The organism is Bradyrhizobium sp. USDA 4452 (assembly GCF_054063575.1).
On the sequence record NZ_JBSSGK010000001.1, the window covers coordinates 3,249,381 to 3,268,783 of the forward strand.

General features: G+C 64.6%; 18 protein-coding genes. 9 read left to right on the top strand and 9 right to left on the bottom strand.

Features of this window, described 5'->3' with window-relative positions; genetic code table 11:
* Nucleotides 1–94 precede the first annotated feature (94 nt).
* Nucleotides 95–1,552, top strand: coding sequence for a glutamate synthase subunit beta (locus tag ACVISU_RS15615; RefSeq protein ID WP_456707514.1), 1,458 nt, complete (start codon nucleotides 95–97; stop codon nucleotides 1,550–1,552).
* An 84-nt stretch (nucleotides 1,553–1,636) separates the two neighbouring features.
* Here the strand turns inward: ACVISU_RS15615 and ACVISU_RS15620 are convergent, their stop codons facing one another.
* Complete coding sequence (locus ACVISU_RS15620; RefSeq protein WP_456707515.1) at nucleotides 1,637–2,485, bottom strand: tetratricopeptide repeat protein; 849 nt, start codon at nucleotides 2,483–2,485, stop codon at nucleotides 1,637–1,639.
* A gap of 554 nt (nucleotides 2,486–3,039) precedes the next feature.
* On the bottom strand, nucleotides 3,040–4,830 hold the full coding sequence (locus tag ACVISU_RS15625) for an outer membrane beta-barrel protein (RefSeq protein ID WP_456707516.1): 1,791 nt from the start codon (nucleotides 4,828–4,830) through the stop codon (nucleotides 3,040–3,042).
* Between the two features lie 144 nt (nucleotides 4,831–4,974).
* On the opposite strand from ACVISU_RS15625, the gene ACVISU_RS15630 reads away from it, so the two are divergent.
* Nucleotides 4,975–5,985 carry a KpsF/GutQ family sugar-phosphate isomerase gene (locus ACVISU_RS15630; protein ID WP_050405795.1) on the top strand — a complete coding sequence of 337 codons (1,011 nt, stop codon included), beginning with the start codon at nucleotides 4,975–4,977 and terminating at the stop codon, nucleotides 5,983–5,985.
* 47 nt (nucleotides 5,986–6,032) lie between these two features.
* On the opposite strand, the gene ACVISU_RS15635 is transcribed toward ACVISU_RS15630, so the two are convergent.
* On the bottom strand, nucleotides 6,033–6,572 hold the full coding sequence (locus ACVISU_RS15635; protein WP_456707517.1) for a carboxymuconolactone decarboxylase family protein: 540 nt from the start codon (nucleotides 6,570–6,572) through the stop codon (nucleotides 6,033–6,035).
* Nucleotides 6,573–6,670: 98 nt separating this feature from the next.
* Here ACVISU_RS15635 and ACVISU_RS15640 point away from each other — a divergent pair, with 98 nt between their 5' ends.
* Nucleotides 6,671–7,006: a winged helix-turn-helix transcriptional regulator gene (locus ACVISU_RS15640; protein ID WP_050405793.1), complete on the top strand. Its 336-nt coding sequence runs from the start codon at nucleotides 6,671–6,673 to the stop codon at nucleotides 7,004–7,006.
* Here the strand turns inward: ACVISU_RS15640 and ACVISU_RS15645 are convergent.
* The 3 genes from ACVISU_RS15645 to hemH all read right to left on the bottom strand — a co-directional run bounded on the left by ACVISU_RS15645 (nucleotide 7,003) and on the right by hemH (nucleotide 9,701).
* A complete protein-coding gene (locus ACVISU_RS15645; protein WP_456707518.1) occupies nucleotides 7,003–7,449 on the bottom strand; it encodes an NfeD family protein in 447 nt (148 codons plus the stop codon). The two genes, ACVISU_RS15640 and ACVISU_RS15645, sit on opposite strands and share 4 nt — an antisense overlap.
* Before the next feature lie 41 nt (nucleotides 7,450–7,490).
* Entirely contained in the window at nucleotides 7,491–8,495 is a 1,005-nt protein-coding gene (locus ACVISU_RS15650) for an SPFH domain-containing protein (protein ID WP_456707519.1), read from the bottom strand.
* Between the two features lie 168 nt (nucleotides 8,496–8,663).
* The gene (hemH, locus tag ACVISU_RS15655; RefSeq protein WP_456707520.1) at nucleotides 8,664–9,701 is read right to left on the bottom strand and encodes a ferrochelatase; all 1,038 of its coding nucleotides are present in this window, start codon (nucleotides 9,699–9,701) and stop codon (nucleotides 8,664–8,666) included.
* A 115-nt stretch (nucleotides 9,702–9,816) separates the two neighbouring features.
* Here hemH and ACVISU_RS15660 point away from each other — a divergent pair, with 115 nt between their 5' ends.
* Nucleotides 9,817–10,215 (top strand): MAPEG family protein, encoded by a 399-nt coding sequence (locus tag ACVISU_RS15660; RefSeq protein WP_456707521.1) that lies wholly within the window; start codon nucleotides 9,817–9,819, stop codon nucleotides 10,213–10,215.
* A gap of 149 nt (nucleotides 10,216–10,364) precedes the next feature.
* Here ACVISU_RS15660 and ACVISU_RS15665 read toward each other — a convergent pair whose 3' ends face one another.
* The 3 genes from ACVISU_RS15665 to ACVISU_RS15675 are packed head-to-tail and all read right to left on the bottom strand — an operon-like array spanning nucleotide 10,365 to nucleotide 14,205.
* On the bottom strand, nucleotides 10,365–11,480 hold the full coding sequence (locus tag ACVISU_RS15665) for a nickel/cobalt transporter (RefSeq protein WP_456707522.1): 1,116 nt from the start codon (nucleotides 11,478–11,480) through the stop codon (nucleotides 10,365–10,367).
* Complete coding sequence (locus tag ACVISU_RS15670; RefSeq protein WP_050405866.1) at nucleotides 11,477–12,115, bottom strand: DUF1007 family protein; 639 nt, start codon at nucleotides 12,113–12,115, stop codon at nucleotides 11,477–11,479. Before ACVISU_RS15670 ends, ACVISU_RS15665 begins: the two co-directional genes overlap by 4 nt.
* A 14-nt stretch (nucleotides 12,116–12,129) precedes the next feature.
* Nucleotides 12,130–14,205 carry a M3 family metallopeptidase gene (locus ACVISU_RS15675; protein WP_456707523.1) on the bottom strand — a complete coding sequence of 692 codons (2,076 nt, stop codon included), beginning with the start codon at nucleotides 14,203–14,205 and terminating at the stop codon, nucleotides 12,130–12,132.
* A 131-nt stretch (nucleotides 14,206–14,336) separates the two neighbouring features.
* On the opposite strand from ACVISU_RS15675, the gene ACVISU_RS15680 reads away from it, so the two are divergent.
* From ACVISU_RS15680 to ACVISU_RS15700, 5 genes are all read left to right on the top strand, one after another.
* Nucleotides 14,337–14,597, top strand: a complete 261-nt coding sequence (locus ACVISU_RS15680; RefSeq protein ID WP_430641515.1) for a hypothetical protein — start codon at nucleotides 14,337–14,339, stop codon at nucleotides 14,595–14,597.
* A gap of 662 nt (nucleotides 14,598–15,259) precedes the next feature.
* On the top strand, nucleotides 15,260–16,402 hold the full coding sequence (locus tag ACVISU_RS15685; protein WP_353702580.1) for a type III PLP-dependent enzyme: 1,143 nt from the start codon (nucleotides 15,260–15,262) through the stop codon (nucleotides 16,400–16,402).
* Nucleotides 16,403–16,531: 129 nt separating this feature from the next.
* Nucleotides 16,532–17,137 carry a GNAT family N-acetyltransferase gene (locus tag ACVISU_RS15690; RefSeq protein WP_050405786.1) on the top strand — a complete coding sequence of 202 codons (606 nt, stop codon included), beginning with the start codon at nucleotides 16,532–16,534 and terminating at the stop codon, nucleotides 17,135–17,137.
* Nucleotides 17,138–17,418: 281 nt separating this feature from the next.
* Nucleotides 17,419–17,808 carry a RidA family protein gene (locus tag ACVISU_RS15695; protein ID WP_050405785.1) on the top strand — a complete coding sequence of 130 codons (390 nt, stop codon included), beginning with the start codon at nucleotides 17,419–17,421 and terminating at the stop codon, nucleotides 17,806–17,808.
* A 40-nt stretch (nucleotides 17,809–17,848) separates the two neighbouring features.
* On the top strand, nucleotides 17,849–19,291 hold the full coding sequence (locus ACVISU_RS15700) for a homospermidine synthase (protein WP_157113305.1): 1,443 nt from the start codon (nucleotides 17,849–17,851) through the stop codon (nucleotides 19,289–19,291).
* The last annotated feature ends 112 nt before the right edge of the window (nucleotides 19,292–19,403 follow it).

The following is a 19,403-nucleotide window of genomic DNA, read 5'->3' on the forward strand; positions in this document are numbered from 1 at the left end:
GAATCTCGCCAAGCCACTTCGAGACCTCCGGGTCTGCGTCTCTCGGCGCAGCCCGGAATGACGGACAACTGAGATGCAGGGGCATCGGGTTTCAATGGGTAAGATCACAGGTTTTCTCGAGATCGAGCGGCATGACCGCAAGTACCAGCCGGTCGCCGATCGGCTCAAGAACTTCAACGAGTTCGTGATTCCACTGAGCGAGAAGGACACGCGCGACCAGGCCGCGCGCTGCATGAATTGCGGCATCCCCTATTGCCACGGCACCGGCTCGACCGCGCCGGGCACGCCGGGCTGCCCGGTCAACAACCAGATCCCCGATTTCAACGACCTCGTCTATCAGGGCAACTGGGAAGAGGCCTCGCGCAACCTGCACTCGACCAACAATTTCCCCGAGTTCACCGGCCGCATCTGCCCGGCGCCGTGCGAGGCGTCCTGCACGCTGAACATCGACGACAACCCGGTCACCATCAAAACCATCGAATGCGCGATCGTCGACCGCGCCTGGGACAATGGCTGGGTGAAGCCGGAGATCGCGGCGCAGAAGACCGGCAAGAAGGTCGCCGTGATCGGCTCCGGCCCCGCGGGCCTTGCCGCCGCGCAGCAGCTCGCGCGCGCCGGCCACGAGGTGCATGTCTACGAGAAGTTCGCCAAGGCCGGCGGCCTGCTGCGCTATGGCATTCCCGACTTCAAGATGGAGAAGGGCATCATCGATCGCCGCGTCAAGCAGATGGAAGCCGAGGGCGTCACCTTCCACTACGGCAAGGCGGTGGGCGGCGCGACGCCAGGTGCGATCGACCCGCAGGAGCTCGCCAGGCAGTATGACGCCGTGGCGCTGACCGGCGGCGCTGAAGCCCCGCGCGACCTGCCGATCCCCGGCCGCGACCTCGCCGGCATCCACTTCGCGATGGACTTCCTGCCGCAGCAGAACCGCCGCGTCTCCGGCGAGCCGCTGAACGGCGCCGCCGACATCCTCGCCGGCGGCAAGCATGTCGTCGTGATCGGCGGCGGCGACACCGGATCGGACTGCATCGGCACCTCGTTCCGCCAGGGCGCCAAGTCGGTGACCCAGCTCGAGATCATGCCGGCGCCGCCCGAGCACGAGAACAAGGGCGTGACCTGGCCGAACTGGCCGCTGAAGATGCGGACGTCATCGAGCCAGGCCGAAGGCGCGGTGCGCGAATTCGCGGTGCTGACGACCAAGTTCGAAGGCACCGACGGCAAGGTGACGAAGCTGCATTGCGTCAAGGTCGACGACAAGTTCAAGCCGCTGCCCGGCACCGAGTTCACGCTCGACGCCGAACTGGTGCTGCTGGCGATGGGCTTCGTGCATCCGGTGCACGAAGGCCTGCTCAAGACCCTCGGCGTCGATCTCGACCAGCGCGGCAATGTCCGCGCCTCGCTGCACGACTACCAGACCTCGCGCGCAAAGATCTTCTCCGCCGGCGACATGCGCCGCGGCCAGTCGCTCGTGGTCTGGGCGATCCGCGAAGGCCGCCAGTGCGCGCGCGCGATCGATGCGTTCCTGATGGGGAAGACGGACCTGCCGGGGTAAGCCTCGGCTCGGCTAGCCGCAGCCTAAATTTGCACGTCGTTTTGGCGACCGGCACCGTCGTTCACGCATTGAACAGAACGCTCGCTAGGTAAAGCTCGCAGCCCATCTTTGGAGTTCGCGATCGGCCGATTCTGGGCTGAACCCAATTGCTCTTGCGAGACGACTGAGCAGCCGCCGGCGTACCTTCTTGGGGAGAAACGCTGACGTATCAATTTTGTTCTTGGCCGCTCTGAACTGTCGCTTTTCGATCATGATACGAACGGCAAGATCGTGCACTTGAGCTTCATCGCCTTCCGAGAAGCCACCAGCCTGCTCTAGAAGTTGTTCGATTTTTGCCAAATCCTTTTCAGCGCCGTTTGGGTCGTTCATCGCCAAGAGTACATCAGCTCGAATGAAGTACGGCGGAAGTAGATTGGAGGTGCGATCGATTGCTCTGCCAATGGCCTTGAGGGCGTCTGAATATTTTCGTTCTCGAGCAAACGCCTGGGCCAACCTCACCAGGAAGAACGAAGAGCCCGGAGCGTCACCATATGTCTTCAAAGCCGCCATCAGACGACTAAGTTCATCGGGGTCCACTGCAAGTCCGAGCTGAGCCTTCCCCAACAATGTTTCAGTCATAATATCGATAATGAACGGATTTGTTGGCGCAATCTTATAGGCCGAGCGCGCGTACGCCTCTGCCTCAGAATATCGCCGTTGCTTGCAATAAAGACTGGCCAACTCTCGGTTTGTACTTTGATTATCTTTTGACAGCTTCCAGCATTCGAGAAACTTCTGCTCGGCACCGTCCCAGTCATTGCGAAGCCGCGAATGAAATCCTTCGAGGAAAAAAGCAATTCTATTTGCCGCTCTGGTATTAAAGTTGCGCAGCTTTCCTACAATCTCGTCGTACTCTGCTGTTGCCCTAGCGCGAATTGCCGACAGACCCCACAAGCGCAGAACTTCAATTTGCCCATCTACGGTAAGGCGCCCTCGCATTTGGAAAGCGCGTCTACAAAACTCAACACAGTCCGACAACTGCCGTTTGTCATAGAATGATCGCGCTATCGTCAGAAGGTGAGATGGTAAGATTAGTAGAGATATGGCTTGTGGTACTGCGGCTCCTCTGACGGCAGCCAACACAGCACTTTCAACTAGCGCAACTGAGACGTGCTCGTCGTTCTTGTATGTGGCGAGATGATCGCAAATCTTCGTTCCAATTGATTGCTTCCAGGTATTCGACTTCTCGAAACGCTTATCTCGACGAATTGCCTCTCGTATCGGCGCCGAAACCTGGAAGTACTCTTCACGACGCTCTATACAACAATGCTCCTCTAAGCGTCTTACCGGTAGTTGTGTGATTGTCCAGCTGCTATTAGTCGAATCACAGGTGGCGTGGGAGATCTATTGCTGCGCTGCGACGCAGCAACGCTGCATTCGCAATCAAACAGCTGCGCGGATCAAAATAGCTTGATAAGCTGAGGCTGCGTGACGCACCGCCCGTTCGCTCAGTTCTGCACCCGCACGCCGAGCATCACCACCGTCGATGCCGAGCTCTGTCCCGGCTGGTTGGAATCCAGCCAGTCGCGGCGCAGCGTGCCCTTGATCCAGAGGCTACGGGTCATCTTGTAGATCAGGTCACCCGACACCGAGTAGATCGTGTCGTTGCGGTTATCGCCCTGGTAGTCGAGCGTACCGTAGGTGAACTTGCCGATGCCGGTCAGCCAGCGACGGAAGTCGTGATCGACCTCGACGGTGTAGGTGCGCGACAGCACGCCCGAGGTGCCGGGCAGCGTGGTCTCGCCGAGTTGGGTATCGGAATAGAATTTGGCCGTGGTCAGCGGCGTCGCATTCCAGGTCAGCGAGGCGGTGGTCAGCAGGCCCTCGAGTGGGCTGAGCCGCGGGTCGACATAGTCACGCCTGGCATAGCCGATCGAGATTTCGCCGAACAGAATCCGCGTGAATTCGAACGACGTACCGGCCTTGACGTAACCGCCCGACGAATTGCGCGCGTAGCCGTTGCGGTCGAGATAGAGATCGTGGAAGCGGCTGTCGCCCTGCACCTCCACGAACGGCTTTACCGCCGGATTGAGCTCGTAGCTGACACGTCCGACGCCGCCATATTGCGTGAAGTTGCGATCGTCGTTCGACGACGAGGTGCCGTCGGTGAGCTTCGACCATTGGTAATCGGTGCGGTCGACGGTGCCGCCGAGCGACACCTGCATGCGGTTGAAATTCTGGTCGATGCCGAAGGTGCCGCCGACCGTGGTGTAGATCGGATATTTGGCGAGGCCGGCCTGCACGTTCGGGCTGCCGGGATTGTCGGTCGAGACCAGCAGGCGGGCCTGTCCCGTCAGATGCGTGTCCCTCGACACATCGAGACGGCCATCGATATGCCCGGTGAAGCTCGGACGGTCGATGTCGAGCGGCGCCGACAGCGGCGTGCCGTCGACCGGCGTGAGCTGGGAGCCGTAGCCGGTGAACGAGCCGCGCAGATCGGCGACGACGGCGTGCCGCTCCCAGTCCGATATCGCGACGAATTCCGGCGCGACCACGTAGAACGCCTTGCCTTGCGGCGAGTTCAAGCGGCCCGGATTGGTGTCGTAGCCCGCCATCACCTCGACCGCGGTCTTGACCATGAACGAGCCGGCGTAATCGCCGACCGCGCCGAACGGATCGTCGTCGAGCTTGAGCCGCCTGCGCGGGGGCTGGCCGACAATGGTGCCGGCCATCGCCGGCGGCAGCGGCGGCTTGCTGGCGGTCTCCGACGGCGGGATCGACAGCCGCAACTGCCCGGCGGCGGTGAGCGGCGGCGGCGTGGGCGCCGGCGAGCCGGGCCCCGGCGGCGGCTTCGGCTTGGCCTGGCCCGGATAATATTTCGGCTTCAGGCGCTTCCGGTTGAGCGAGTCATAACCTGATGTCGCCGCGCCATTGGCGGCAGGAAGACCGTAGGTCGGGACCTGTCCGACACGGTCCGTGGTTGATGTCGACGACGACGCGGCACGCCGGGCAGGATCGGCGTCGGGCAGCTTCAAGCCGTTGAGCGGATCAGTGGCATCGGCCGTGGTCCGGCGCAGCGGCGAGTCCTGGGTGATCACCTGGCTCTGTCGGTTCGGGCTGAACAGATCCGGCGTCACGGTCTGGGCATTGGCGAGCCCGGTCATCGCGGTCAGCGAAAAAGTCAGCAAGAGGCATGGCAAAACCACGCGAACGAAGTGTCCGCGCCGATTTGGGCCGCTTGCTGGCCGCCGCCACACGATGGGAATACTCCAACGAATCCATGCACTTGACGTACGCATCCCGCCGGGCGGCGAAAAACGTCGTTAATGGAGTTAAAACAATTATGGTTAATGGGCCGTTGAGGATCGTCGGCCGCGTCGCATCGCGGAATCGAACGTGCTAAGGGAGACGCCCGGGTGCAAAACCCTCCCCTGGAATCCGAAATGGCCAAACCGAAACCGCTGATGACCAAATCATCCGGCCCCGATGACGGCGCCGTTCAGTCGGCGCTCCGCACCCTCGATGCCGAAGCAAGCGGCGTCGCTGCGCTGTCTGCGGCACTCAAGTCCGACCTCGGCGCGGCGTTCACGGCGGCGGCCGAACTGATCCGCAAAGCCAAAGGGCGACTGATCGTGACCGGGCTCGGCAAGTCGGGCCACATCGGCCGCAAGATCGCCGCGACCTTCGCCTCCACCGGCACGCCGGCGTTCTTCGTGCACACCGCCGAAGCCAGCCACGGCGATCTCGGCATGATCACCGCCGACGACGCGATCCTGGCACTGTCATGGTCCGGCGAGCAGCCGGAGATGCGCAATCTGATCGCCTATGCCGCGCGCTTCGGCATCCCGCTGATCGCGATGACCGCCGACAAGGACTCGACGCTGAGCAAGGCGGCCGACGTGCAGCTCACCATGCCGAAGGCCCGCGAGGCCTGCCCGCATAATCTGGCGCCGACCACCTCCTCGCTGATGATGCTGGCGCTCGGCGATGCGCTGGCGATCGCGCTGCTCGAAGGCCGCGGCTTCACCTCGACCGATTTCAGCGTGCTGCATCCGGGCGGCAAGCTCGGCGCGCTGCTGAAATATGCCCGCGACCTGATGCATAGCGGCGAGGCGCTGCCGCTGAAGCCGCTCGGCACCAGGATGTCGGACGCGCTGGTCGAGATGACCTCGAAGGGCTTCGGCTGCGTCGGTATCGTCGACCGCCACGGCCATCTCGTCGGCATCGTCACCGACGGCGATTTGCGCCGGCAGCTGACGCGCCCTGAGTTGCTGACGCTGTCGGTCGACGAGGTCATGACCAGGACACCGAAGACGATTGGCCGCGACACGCTGGCCGGCGAAGCGCTGGAGCTGCTCAACGCCTCGAAGATCACGACATTGATCGTGACCGATGCGAAGAAGCCGGTCGGCATCATCCATCTGCACGATCTGCTGCGCGCCGGCGTGGCGTAACTTCGCTGTCATTCCGGGGTACGCGAAGCGTGAACCCGGAATGACGGCTAGCTCGGAAACCGCGCCGCCGTTTGCTCCAGCGGCAGCGCCAGCGCGTTGGCGAGGTAGGAGACCGTGCGGTAGAAGCCGCACAGCAGGATGATCTCCAGCACCTGATCTTCGTCATAATGCGCTGCCAGCGCCGCGTACTCTGCGTCATCCAGCGTCGCCCGGGCATGCAGCGCATCGACCGCCGCGATCAGCGCCTGCTCGGCCGGCGACCAGCAGTCGGCATCGGCCGCACCGCGCACGGTGGCGTGGACCTGCTGCTCCGACAGCCCGGCGGCGGCGCCGAACGCGGTGACGTGCACGCCCCATTCATATTCGCATGCATTGAGCGCGCAGGTGCGGTCGATCACGATCTCGCGCTCCCGCAACGTCAGCGGCCCGCGGTCCAGCAGGCTGCCGCCGCGAAACTTCTCCCAGGCGCGCGGGTGCGCCGCCATCATGCGGAACAGCACCAGCGGCGGCTTGCCGCGCATGATGCGGTCGAAATGCTGTTGAACGTCCGCCGCATAGGGCGGATCGAGCGGTGCGATGCGTGACATGGGCTGATCTCGTCGCTACATTTACTGTAGCGATACGCTACAATATCTGTAGCAAATGGCGCAAGAGAGATTCGCGCAAGCGAAATCATGAGGGGTTCATGGCAAAGCAGGTTCCGACTGCAAAATCCGGCGTCCGCGGCTCACGGACCGGCCGCCCGATCATGGCACTTCTCGACCTGCTCGGACGGCGCTGGACCTTGCGCATCGTCTGGGAGCTGCGCGAGGGCGCGCTGACCTCGCGCGCGCTGCGCACCGCCTGCGACGAGGCCTCGCCGACGATCCTGCAGACGCGGTTGACCGAGCTGCGCGAGGCGGGCTTCGTCGAACTGACGGAGGATGGCTATGGCCTAACCGCGCTCGGGAGAGAGCTGTTTGCGACATTCACGCCGCTCAACCGCTTCGCCGAGCGCTGGAGCAAGCACGCTGGCAGCTAGACCGCGGCCACCGTCAGGCTGGCGCCATCGGCGCGGACCACCTTCACCCGGCTGCCGGCCGGCGCATCGGGGCCGGCGACGCGCCAGACCGTATCGTCGATCCGCACCGTGCCCAATCCGTCGATGATCGGCTTCTCCAGCGTGAATTCGCGGCCGACCAAGGCTTCGTTGCGGCGGTTGAGGAACGGATTGGTCTTGCTCGCCTCGGTCGCGCCTCTGGCAAAATGCCGCCACGCCGGCACCGCGAGCGCGGCGAACACCGCGAACATCAGGAGCTGCATCTGCCAGGACGGCGTGAACACGAACGACAGCAGGCCGACCACGAGCGCCGCGAGCCCGAGCCAGAACAGGAAGACGCCCGGCGCCGCGAGCTCCAGCGCCATCAAGATGAAGGCGAAGATCAGCCAGTTCCAGGTACCCAATGTCGAAAACATCTCGGCCATGACGTGACCTCTCACATTTGCGGGCAATCGCCGTCACACCCTCACCGCTGCGGCGGCACCGGCGGTGGCGGAGCCGGACCTGCCGACGGCACCGAGCCGCCGCGCCGCGCCGCAGCCGTGGCCGATGCCGCGCTCTCCCCGAAGGTGGCGCGGGCGATCTCGCCGATGCCGGCCAGCGAGCCCAGCACGCTCGAGGTCTCGATCGGCAGCATCAAGACCTTCTGGTTCGGCGACTCCGCGAGCTGGCCGAACGCCTTGATGTATTTGTCGGCGATGAAATAGTTCAGCGCGGCGACGTCGCCCTTGGCGATCGACTCCGACACCATCTGGGTCGCCTTGGCTTCGGCCTCGGCGAGACGCTCGCGCGCCTCGGCGTCGCGAAAGGCCGCCTCGCGGCGGCCCTCGGCCTGCAGGATCTGACCCTGCTTGGCGCCCTCGGCGCGCAGGATCTCCGACTGCCGCTGTCCCTCGGCCTGCAAGATGTCGGCGCGCTTGACGCGCTCGGCCTTCATCTGGCGGCCCATCGCCTCGACGAGATCGGCCGGCGGCACGATGTCCTTGATCTCGATGCGGTTGACCTTGACGCCCCACGGTGAGACCGCGGCGTCGACCACGCGGAGCAGCCGCTCGTTGATCTCGTCGCGATGCGACAGCACCTGGTCGAGATCCATCGAGCCCATCACCGAGCGGATGTTGGTCATGGTCAGGACGGTAATCGCCTGGTTGAGATTGGCGACTTCGTAGCTCGCCTTCGCGGCATCGAACACCTGATAGAAGGCGACGCCATCCACCGTGACGGTGGCGTTGTCCTTGGTGATCACCTCCTGCTCGGGGATGTTGATCACCTGCTCCATCATGTTGATCTTGCGCCCGATGCGATCGAAATACGGCACGATCAGATTGAGGCCGGGCGACAGCGTGCGGGTGTATTTGCCGAACCGCTCGATGGTCCAGTCATAGCCCTGCGGAACGGTCTTGATCCCGGCGAACAGCGTGACGATGACGAGAAGAACAAAGACGATCGCGAAAACGTCGAAGCCAGTCATGAAGTCCTCCAGGGCCCAGCGAGACCGTCGCCAGCGCGGTCGTGCATTGGTCGGCAGGACCGCTCCGCCGGTTCAGCCGGCTGTTGTTCTACCTAGCACATAGGAAGTGGTTGCCGGACTACCAGATGCGCACGAATAGCCGCATCCGGCGTCACGGATCGTTAACAATCAGATCCAGCCCTGGAGCTCGCGCAGCACGAGCTGGCGGATCACGTCCATGCCGCCGTCGCTGTCGTTGAGGCAAGGGATGGCCGCGAACTGCTCGCCGCCATTGTGCCGGAAGATTTCGGCGTTCTCCTGTGCGATCTCCTCCAGCGTCTCCAGGCAATCCGCGGAGAAGCCGGGCGTGACCACGGCAATTCGCCGCACGCCGTCTTTGGCCAGCTTCTCGACCGTCTTGTCGGTATAGGGCTGCAGCCACTCGGCATTGCCGAAGCGCGACTGGAAGGTGAGGAGCAGCCTGCCGGCATCGAGCCCGAGCCGCCTGCGCAACGCGTTGGTCGTGGCGATGCACTGCACCTGATAGGGATCGCCCTTGTCGACATATTCCTTCGGCATGCCGTGGAACGAGGCGAGGATGATCTCGGGCTGGAACGGCAATGTCGCGAGATGTTCGTTGATCGAGACCGCGAGCGCCTCGATGTAATCAGGGTCATCGTAGTAAGGCGGCGTCACCCGCAGGGTCGGCTGCGCGCGCAGGCCGGCCAGCACGCGAAACGCCTCGTCGCAGACGGTCGCCGACGTAGCCGCGGAATATTGCGGATAGAGCGGCACCAGCAGCAGGCGGGTGCAGCCCTGCGCCGCCAGCGCCTCGATGCGGTCCTTGATCGAAGGATTGCCATAGCGCATCGCCCAGTCGACGACGACATGGTCGTGATCGGCGATCGCCTCCGCCAGCTTGTCGGCTTGCGAGCGCGTGATGGTCTTCAGCGGCGACTCGTTCTTCTCGGTGTTCCAGATCTTCAGATAGTCCCGGGCCTTGCGGGCCGGGCGCACGCGCAGAATGATGCCGTTGAGGATCAGCTTCCAGAGCAGCCCCTGGTCCTCGATCACCCGCGGATCGGACAGGAATTCCCTCAGATAGACCCGCACGCCCGCGGCATCGGCCGTGTCCGGCGTGCCGAGATTGACCAGCAGCACGCCGACGCGCTCCGGCTTCGGCGCCGCGGCAGGCTTCGCGCTCTCGAACGGGATCACCGTGCTCATGATGGCCTTGCGCTCAAAGTCCTTCGCTTGGGGGCTTTGGGCTTCGCGCGTTGCGCCAACCTTGTCAAGCCGAGTGCCGGTTGGCTACGTTCCCATGCGTGAATGGGGAGGAACCATGACGATCGCCGAATGGTGCGTCTTCGGAACGCTGCTGCTCTCGCTGCTGACGATCGTATCGGTGAAATGGTCCGGCATCCGCGGCTTCGACAATTCGAAACCTCGCGATCCCGATTTCTACGACGACCCGATCCGCTCGCGCGCGCTCGGCGCCCACCAGAACGGCATCGAGGCCTTGCCGTTCTTCGCTTTCGCCGTATTGCTCGCCGAATTCCGCGTCGGCCCGCTGCGGCTGATCGACGAGCTCGCCGTGCTGTTCCTGATCGTGCGGATCGCCTACGTCTTCACCTATATCGGCAACCGCCCGACGCTGCGCTCGATCCTCTGGAGCATCGGCTTTGCGATCAACATCGCGATCTTCCTGCTGCCGGCGATCAGGAGGTATCTGACGAGCTGAGCGCACGCCTCCCCGTTATCCGTCACCCTGAGGTTCGAGCTCTTGCGAGCCTCGAAGGGTCGACGGCCCGGCCTGTGGCCGTCGACCCTTCGAGACGCGCTACGCGCTCCTCAGGGTGACGGATCAGGGCACGGCGGGGACGAAGGACTCTACAAACACGTCGCCCGCTCGGCCGCGACGTAGCCGAACAAGAGCCCGAGCCCGAACAGCAGCACGAGGCCCGCGGCGGCGAATTCCAGGCCGCGCATGATCACCATGCCGCCGCCGTCGCGCGCTGCGCTCAGCCGTTCGGCCACGCCGCGCGCCGACACCGCGACCAGCGCGATTGCCGCCACCGTGATGGCGGTGCCGAGGCCCATCACGAAGGTCGCGGCGATGCCGGCCCAGAACAGGCCCTGCGCCAGCGCGAACACCAAGACCAGGATCGCGCCCGAGCACGGCCGGATGCCGACCGTGAAGATCGCGCTGAGGCCGCGCCGCCAGCCGCCGGGACCGGCGAGCTCGGCGGGCGTCGGCCCGTGCGAATGGCCGCAATGCTCGTCATGGACGTGCTGGGCATCATGACCGTGATCGTGGCCATGATGATGGCCATCATCGTCATACGCGTGACGATGATGGTGATCATGGCCATGGCCGCGGTGATCGTGATCATGGTGGTCGTGATCGTGCTGCTGCGCGCCGGCCATCGCCAGCGCCGGCCGCGCCGGCTGGAGCGCACGGAAGAAGCCGCCGCCCTTGAGCCAGACCAGCCGGGCGCCGAACCCCGCGATCAGTGCGTAGCTTGCGATCTCGATCGCCTTCTCCGCCCCGCACATGGTCTTCGCCGTCGCATTGAGCAGCCAGGCGCAGATCCCGACGATGGCGACCGCCACCAGCGACTGCATCAGCGCCGAGGCGAACGACAGCACGATGCCGCGCCGCGCGGTCTCGCGATTGGCGACCATGTAGGACGAGATCACCGCCTTGCCGTGGCCGGGGCCGGCGGCATGGAAGATTCCGTAGGCGAACGAGATCGCAAGCAGCGTCCAGACCGCAGAACCGTCGGATTTCGCGGCGCGGATCGCCTGCGAGATCTCGCGATAGAACTCCGACTGCTTTGCCAACAGCCAGCCGAAGATACCGCCCTGCGGCTCCGCTGTCCGCGGTGCGCCGAACGGATTTTGCGCCAGCAGCGCATGAACGGCGCCATCGAGCACCGCCACTGCCGCCAGCACCGCAGCGGACACGGCAAGGCCACGCATCACGCGCGAGGCGATCAGCGTCATGGGCAATCCACCGTGATCTTGTTGGCGAACATCATGCCGAAATTGCCGTTGCCACCATCGAGAAAATTCTGCTCGCCTAGCTTCTGCGCGGCCGCGGTGCCGTCACTATTCGGCCGTTCGAACTGCATCTTGCACTCTGCCGCGGCGCCGACCAGCTTGACCGGCTCCTTCTCCGCGAACTGGAAGTCGATGAAGTAGGTCGGGTCGAACACTTCGAGCGAGAGCTGCCGGGCCTTGAACGGCGTCTTCACCGGCAGGGTGAAGTGCAGCGTCAGCGCCGAATCCTTGTATTCGAGGAAGTAGTCGACCGGCTCGGTGAACTTCTGCTTCTTGCCGTCGCCCTTGGCGAAGGTGAAGTAGGCGTATTCCTTCAGCGACTCGACGTTGGTCTGGGCCAGCGGCGCCAGCTCGTCGCGGCTGTAGGCGCCCTTCACCTTGGTCTCGATGCCCTGCAGCGCATAGGTCGAGAACATGTCGTCGAAGGTCCAGGCGTGGCGGACGCCGGTGATGGTGCCGTCGGGCGCATAGATCAGTTCGCTTTTGGCCACGATCCAGACATGCGGGTGGGCCTCGGCGGCCGCCGTACCGAGCACGACGGACACCCCAAGCACGAGCCAGGCGACCAGGCATTTCACGGACTGCCGCACCGTCAGGCCGCCTCAGGCGTCTCGAGCAGGCCGCGACGGCGCAAGAGCGCGTCCGGCTCGGGCTCGCGGCCGCGGAAGGCGACATAGGCCTCCTCCGGATCGCGCGAGCCGCCCGACGAATAGATGTCGTCGAGCAGCCGCTTGGCAGTCGCGGGATCGAAAATGTCGCCGGCCTCCTCGAAGGCGCCGAAGGCATCGGCGTCCATCACCTCCGACCACATGTAGCTGTAGTAACCCGACGCATAGTGGTCGCCGGAGAAGATGTGGCCGAACTGGGTCGGTCGGTGCCGCAGCGAGATTTCGGCGGGCATGCCGATCTTCTCGAGCTCCTTCTGCTCGAAGGCGCGGACGTCCCAGCTCGCCGCCGCCGGCTGGGTGTGGAATTCGAGGTCGACCAGCGCCGAGGAGACGAACTCCACGGTGGCAAAGCCCTGGTTGAACTTGCGCGCGGCGAGGAAGCGCTTCAGCAGGTCGTCCGGCAGCGCCTCCCCGGTCTGGTAGTGGCGGGCGAAGCGCTGCAGCACCTCGGGCCGCTCCTGCCAGTGCTCGTACAGCTGCGAGGGCAGCTCGACGAAATCGGTGAACACCGAGGTTCCCGACAGCGACGGATAGGTCACATTGGAGAGCATGCCGTGCAGGCCATGGCCGAACTCGTGGAACAGGGTCCGCGCGTCGTCCGGCGACAGCAGCGAGGGCGCGCCGTCGGCGCCCTTGGCGAAGTTGCAGACATTGATGACCAGCGGCGCGACGTCGCCGTCGAGCTTCTGCTGGTCGCGCAGCGAGGTCATCCAGGCACCGGAGCGCTTCGACGGCCGCGCGAAGTAGTCGCCGTAGAACAGCGCCTTGTGCTGGCCGTCGCGGCCCTTGACCTCCCAGACCCGGACGTCCGGGTGCCAGACCGGCACGTCCTTGCGCTCGGCGAAGGTGACGCCGAACAGGCGGGTGGCGCAGTCGAACGCGGCCTCGATCATATGGTCGAGCACCAGATACGGCTTGATCGCGGAATCGTCGAAATTGGCTTTGGCCTGGCGCAGTTTCTCGGCGTAGTACCGCCAGTCCCAGGCCGCCAGAGTGAAATTGCCGCCCTCCTCGGTGATCAGCGCCTGCAGCGCGTCGCGGTCGGCGAGCGCGCGCGCCCGCGCCGGCTTCCAGACCCGCTCCAGCAGGCCGCGCACCGCCTCCGGCGTCTTGGCCATGGAATCCTCGAGGCGATAGGCGGCGTAGGTCGGGAAGCCCAGGATCTTCGCGGTCTCCTCGCGCAGCCTGAGGATCTCCACGATGGTCGCGTTGTTGTCGTTGGCGTTGCCATTGTCGCCGCGGGCCGTGAACGCCTTGTAGACCTTCTCGCGCAGGTCGCGCCGCGACGAGCTCTGCAGGAACGGCTCGACCGAGGAGCGCGACAGCGTCACGATCGCCTTGCCGGCCATGCCGCGCTCTTCCGCCGCAGCCTTGGCCGCTGCCACAAATGTGTCGGACAGGCCGGCGCGGTCACCCTCGCCGAGCTCCATGAACCACTCCTGCTCGTCGCCGAGCAGGTGGTGGCTGAACGAGGTGCCGAGATGGGCAAGACGCTCGTTGATCTCGGCCATGCGGGCCTTGGCGGCGTCGTCGAGCCCGGCGCCGGAACGGCGGAAGCGGGTGTAGGTGCGCTCCAGCAGCCGCATCTGCTCGCCGGTCAGGCCGAGCGAGGCGCGCTTCTCGTGCAGCATGGCGATGCGGCCAAACAGCACAGCGTTCATCATGATCGGATTCCAGTGCCGCGCCATCCGGGGCGAGACCTCCTTGTCGATCTCCAGGATCGCAGGGCTCGAATGCGCCGAGACCAGGTCGTAGAACACGGCCGAGACCTTCGACAGCAGCTTGCCGGAGCGCTCCAGCGCCGTGATGGTGTTGTCGAAGTCCGGCAGCGCCGGATCATGGGTAATCGCAGCCACTTCAGCCGAATGGTCGGCGAAGGCCTGCTCGAAGGCGGGGAGGAAATGCTCCGGCTTGATCTCGGCGAAGGGCGGGGTCTCGAGCGGCGTCTGCCACGCCTTCAGGAGGGGATTGGTTTGAACCTCTGCGCTGGCTTCTGACATCGAATATCCCGTTTTTCGCCTTGAAAATGCGGCCCAATCTATATCACGCGATACGGCATTTTTGGGCCTTTTGCGCTTGATAGATGGGCACTTTTCGGAGAGATTGCGCCCCCTGAACAGGACCTTATTCCATGACCATGCAGCCCTCCGCCTCGACCAATCGCGCCATCGCCTGGCCGAGCGTCATCACCGTCATCTCGGCGGCGATCCTGATCGGCGCCGAAGTGTTCGGCGCGGCCTTCGCCGGCGGCTGGGCGCTCGCGATCGTGCTCGGGCTCGGTGATCTCGGCGCGCACATCCTGCAGGCCGTGCTGTTCGGCATTGGCGTCCTGATCATGATCGCCTTCATCCGCGCAGCTCAGCGCATCGAGCCGTTCACGCGCCGTGCGTGAGCTGAAGCGATTCAAGAAAGCGCTGCGGCACAGGGCTTAGACGCACACGCTTCGTTAGTCATTCTTAACGGCCGTTCATCTTCAGCGCCTGCTGCGCGCGAGATCGCAAGCACGCGTTAGGGAAATTTGTCGCTATCGCAAAAAAATTCTTGCGCCGCGAATTCAAAAGACTTATTTCCTGCCTTGCCCAATTTCGCACGTGCCTGTGGTCGTGTGTCAGTCGGTAGGTATCCGGACAAGAGGCCGGACAGCCGCCAAGGGGTGGAAGAACCGAGGGTCGCTTACGTCCGTTAGGACACGAAGCGGCCAGCATCTCTCTCCAGGGATGCCTTGTTGAAGGTCTCGCCACTCTTTGCAACCGTGACTGGCAGCCGGAGGCGAACCGGCGCACCCCGCTCTCCACGGGGGACGCGACTTAAAGCAACGACGGATCGGGCTTTTTTGGTCTCTACCGGCGGTCCAACGCCGGCGCGGGCTACTGAAAAGGCTTGTCCTTCATTGCCAGGTGAGCGGGCGGGAAACTCTCCCAACCAATCCACGGCAGCACAGTCTGGTTTGAGTCTCTTGGCCTCAACGCGCCTCCATCGCGCGATGTGGCCGAAGCGCTCGTACCCGACGTCACGTTGATGCGGATCCCGTCGCTGGGGCCGTTGGAGAGTGCCATGACTGAACGTATCCAGGAATTCCTGCGCAACCGCCGCCAGGATGGTCTCGACACCGAGCCGTGCCTCGTCGTCGACCTCGAAGTCGTGCGCGACAACTACCAGACCTTCGCGAAGGTGTTGCCGGACAGCCGCGTGTTCTACGCGGTGAAGGCCAACCCCGCGCCCGAAGTGCTGTCGCTGCTGGCTTCGCTCGGCTCCTGCTTCGACACCGCGACGGTTGCGGAAATCGAGATGGCGCTGGCCGCCGGTGCGACGCCTGACCGCATCTCCTATGGCAACACGATCAAGAAGGAGCGCGACATCGCGCGCGCCTTCGCGCTCGGCATTCGCCTGTTCGCGGTCGATTGCGCCGCCGAGGTCGAGAAGGTCGCCCGCGCCGCTCCCGGCGCGAAGGTGTTCTGCCGCATCCTCTATGATTGCGCCGGCGCCGAGTGGCCGCTGTCGCGCAAGTTCGGCTGCGATCCGGAGATGGCGGTCGACGTGCTCGACCTTGCCAAGCGCCTTGGGCTGGAGCCGTGCGGCATCTCGTTCCATGTCGGCTCGCAGCAGCGCAAGGTGAAGGCGTGGGACCGCGCGCTCGCGATGGCGTCGACCGTGTTCCGTGACTGCGCCGAGCGCGGCATCAACCTCACCATGGTCAACATGGGCGGCGGCTTCCCGACCAAGTATCTCAAGGACGTTCCGCCGGTCCTGCAGTATGGCCGGTCGATCTTCCGCGCGCTGCGCAAGCATTTCGGCAACCAGATCCCGGAGACGATCATCGAGCCGGGCCGCGGCATGGTCGGCAATGCGGGCATCATCGAGACCGAAGTCGTTCTGATCTCGAAGAAGAGCGACGAGGACGAGGTGCGCTGGGTCTATCTCGACATCGGCAAGTTCGGCGGTCTCGCCGAGACGATGGACGAGTCGATCCGCTACGCCATCCGCACCCCGCATGACGGGGCCGACATGACGCCGTGCGTGCTCGCGGGCCCGACCTGCGATAGCGCCGACGTGCTGTACGAGAAGCTGCCGTATCCGCTCCCGGTGACGCTCGAGATCGGCGACAAGCTGCTGATCGAAGGCACGGGCGCCTATACGTCGACCTACTCGTCGGTGGCGTTCAACGGCATTCCGCCGCTGAAGACCTACCACATCTAAGCCGCCTCCTGTTCGAGGCCTGATGAACCGGGAGCCGGCCCCGCCGGCTCCTTCCCGATCATTTTTGATTTTTCTGAACGACGCTTGCGCGGCGTGCGACATGCCGTTGCAAGCGGGGACTGACGTGCCATGACTGCAAAACGGAACACGCCCGTTGCCCTCATCCGAAAAGCCGCCCCGTTCGCGATCCGCGCGGAGCGTACCTCGGACGTCGTCGCGCGCGAAGCGCTGCTGGATGCCTGCTTTGGCGACAACCGCCATGCCCGCACCTGCCAGCGCCTGCGCGACGGACGCGCGCCCGCCCAAGGCCTGAGCCTTGTGGCCGTGCGCCAGGACGGCCGGCTGGTTGGAACCGTGCGGCTGTGGCACGTCAGCGCGGGGGGCCGCAGCGCGCTGATGCTGGGGCCGCTGGCCGTCGACGACGACTGCCGCGGCCTCGGCGTCGGCGCCGCGCTGATGCAACGCGCGCTGGCCGTGGCGAAGGCCCGCGGCCACGGCGCGGTGATCCTGCTCGGCGATGCGCCCTATTACGCCCGCTATGGCTTCACCGCCGCCAGGACCGGCAGATTGTCGCTGCCCGGTACTTTCGAGCGCGAGCGGCTGCTCGGCCTCGAGCTGGTCGACGGCGCGCTCGACGGAGCATGGGGCATGATCACGCCGACCGGCGCACCGCTGCCCAAGGGCAAGGCAACCCGCAACCGGAAGGCACCGCTCGCCGTGCCGCACGCAGCGTAAGGCCGGCGCCAGGGCAGAGAACCTTCCCGCAACCGATGGCGCGCGCCCGCGTTGGCGCGGTTTCGTGACCACGGTCATGCTGGTCCTGATCTCGGTCATGATCGTCCGGGACATCCTGATCCGGCGCTGGGCCGGCTCGCCGCCGTCCCCACCGGACGCCACGCAGCAGTCCCACTAGCGCCGGCCGCAAGGCCAGAATCCCAGGTCAGAATGCGGGGGTTGCGCGGGCGCCAAAAATGCCCGTAAACCCCGCGCATAACCTTTTTCCGTCGAGGTCCTACATGTCCCGCCGTCTGATTTCCACCGGCTCGCCCTTTGAGAAAACCGCCGGCTACAGCCGAGCCGTGATCGACGGCGACTTCGCCTTCGTCGCGGGGACCACCGGCTACGACTACACCACCATGACCATGCCTGATGATGTCACGAGCCAGTCACGGAACTGCTTCAAGACCATCGAAGCTGCCCTTAAAGAGGGAGGCTTTGCGATGGCCGACATCGTCCGCGCGACCTACTACCTCACTGACAGCAGTGACGTGGATGCCCATTTCGCGGTCTGCGGCGAAGTTCTCGGCGACATCCGCCCGGCCGCAACGCTGCTGATCGTCGCGGGACTCTACAGGCCCGAGATGAAGGTCGAGATCGAAGTCACCGCAAAGCGACGCAACCCCTGATCCACTCTATCCGCCGCTCGGCGCTCTCCTGGAGAAAATGATGAGCCCCTCCTCGCAGATCTACGCGAAAATCACCGGCCCCATTGTCATGATCGGCTTCGGCTCGATCGGCAAAGGCACCTTGCCGATGATCGAGCGGCATCTCGATTACGACAAGTCGCGCGTCACCGTGATCGATCCCAAGGACGAGGGCCGCAAGGCGCATTGCGAGAAGCACAATGTGAAATTCATCCAGAAGGCCGTGACCAGGGACAATTATCGCGAGCTGCTGACCCCGCTGCTCACCGAGGGCGGCGGCCAGGGCTTTTGCGTCAATCTGTCGGTCGATACCGGCTCGACCGACATCATGGAGCTCTGCAACGAGGTCGGCGCGCTCTACATCGACACCGTCAACGAGCCCTGGCTCGGCTTCTATTTCGACGCCTCGAAGGGCCCGGAAGCGCGCTCCAACTACGCGCTGCGCGAAGTGACGCTGGCCGCCAAGAAGGCGCGTCCGGCCGGCTCGACCACGGCAGTCTCCTGCTGCGGCGCCAATCCCGGCATGGTCTCCTTCTTCGTCAAGCAGGCGCTGCTCAATGTCGCCGCCGATCTGAAGCTCAATGCGCCGAGGCCGAAGACCAAGGCCGAATGGGCCGACCTGATGCGGCAGGCCGGTATCAAGGGCATCCACATCGCCGAACGCGACACCCAGCGCGCCAAGACGCCGAAGGAGCCCGATGTCTTCGTCAACACCTGGTCGGTGGAAGGCTTCCTGTCCGAAGGCGTGCAGCCGTCCGAACTCGGCTGGGGCACCCATGAGAAATGGATGCCGGAGAATGCGCATACCCACGAAGCCGGCTGCGGCGCGGCCATCTATCTGATGCAGCCCGGCGCCAACACGCGCGTGCGCACCTGGTGTCCGACCCGCGGCCCGCAGTATGGCTTCCTCGTCACCCACAACGAGTCGATCTCGATCTCGGATTACTTCACGGTGCGTGACGCATCGGGCAAGGCGATCTATCGGCCGACCTGCCACTATGCCTATCACCCGTGCGACGACGCCGTGCTGTCGCTGCACGAGATGTTCGGCCGCGCCGCCAGGATGCAGGAGAAGCACCACATCCTCGACGAGAACGAGATCGTCGACGGCATCGACGAGCTCGGCGTGCTGCTGTTCGGCCACGACAACAATGCCTACTGGTACGGCTCGCAGCTCTCGATCGAGGAGACCCGCAGGCTCGCGCCCTATCAGAACGCGACCGGCCTGCAGGTGACCTCCGCCGTGCTCGGCGGCATGGTGTGGGCGCTGGAGAACCCGAACGAGGGCATCGTCGAAGCCGACGAGATGGACTTCGATCGCCTCTTGGAAATCCAGCTGCCGTATCTCGGACCGGTGAAGGGCTTCTACACCGACTGGACCCCGCTGACGGATCGTCCGGGCCTGTTCCCGGAAGACATCGACACCTCAGATCCCTGGCAGTTCAAGAACATTCTGGTGCGCTGAGAGGCGTTCCGGCAAAAATCTCGAAAACAACCCCATGCACAGTAGCCGGCGATGGGCCGGCTCGCGTCATTCCGGGCTGGCCCGAAGGGCCAGGCCCTCGGGTGCGCGATTG

Bases quoted from the DNA above. Each gene is read 5' to 3' on its own strand.
- ACVISU_RS15685 (WP_353702580.1), top strand. From the start codon at position 15,260: ATGACTGAACGTATCCAGGAATTCCTGCGCAACCGCCGCCAGGATGGT.
- ACVISU_RS15695 (WP_050405785.1), top strand. From the start codon at position 17,419: ATGTCCCGCCGTCTGATTTCCACCGGCTCGCCCTTTGAGAAAACCGCC.
- ACVISU_RS15665 (WP_456707522.1), bottom strand. From the start codon at position 11,480: ATGACGCTGATCGCCTCGCGCGTGATGCGTGGCCTTGCCGTGTCCGCT.
- ACVISU_RS15700 (WP_157113305.1), top strand. From the start codon at position 17,849: ATGAGCCCCTCCTCGCAGATCTACGCGAAAATCACCGGCCCCATTGTC.
- ACVISU_RS15635 (WP_456707517.1), bottom strand. From the start codon at position 6,572: ATGTCACGCATCGCACCGCTCGATCCGCCCTATGCGGCGGACGTTCAA.
- ACVISU_RS15630 (WP_050405795.1), top strand. From the start codon at position 4,975: ATGGCCAAACCGAAACCGCTGATGACCAAATCATCCGGCCCCGATGAC.
- ACVISU_RS15645 (WP_456707518.1), bottom strand. From the start codon at position 7,449: ATGGCCGAGATGTTTTCGACATTGGGTACCTGGAACTGGCTGATCTTC.
- ACVISU_RS15675 (WP_456707523.1), bottom strand. From the start codon at position 14,205: ATGTCAGAAGCCAGCGCAGAGGTTCAAACCAATCCCCTCCTGAAGGCG.
- hemH (WP_456707520.1), bottom strand. From the start codon at position 9,701: ATGAGCACGGTGATCCCGTTCGAGAGCGCGAAGCCTGCCGCGGCGCCG.
- ACVISU_RS15660 (WP_456707521.1), top strand. From the start codon at position 9,817: ATGACGATCGCCGAATGGTGCGTCTTCGGAACGCTGCTGCTCTCGCTG.
- ACVISU_RS15640 (WP_050405793.1), top strand. From the start codon at position 6,671: ATGGCAAAGCAGGTTCCGACTGCAAAATCCGGCGTCCGCGGCTCACGG.
- ACVISU_RS15650 (WP_456707519.1), bottom strand. From the start codon at position 8,495: ATGACTGGCTTCGACGTTTTCGCGATCGTCTTTGTTCTTCTCGTCATC.
- ACVISU_RS15625 (WP_456707516.1), bottom strand. From the start codon at position 4,830: ATGCGTACGTCAAGTGCATGGATTCGTTGGAGTATTCCCATCGTGTGG.
- ACVISU_RS15690 (WP_050405786.1), top strand. From the start codon at position 16,532: ATGACTGCAAAACGGAACACGCCCGTTGCCCTCATCCGAAAAGCCGCC.
- ACVISU_RS15680 (WP_430641515.1), top strand. From the start codon at position 14,337: ATGACCATGCAGCCCTCCGCCTCGACCAATCGCGCCATCGCCTGGCCG.
- ACVISU_RS15615 (WP_456707514.1), top strand. From the start codon at position 95: ATGGGTAAGATCACAGGTTTTCTCGAGATCGAGCGGCATGACCGCAAG.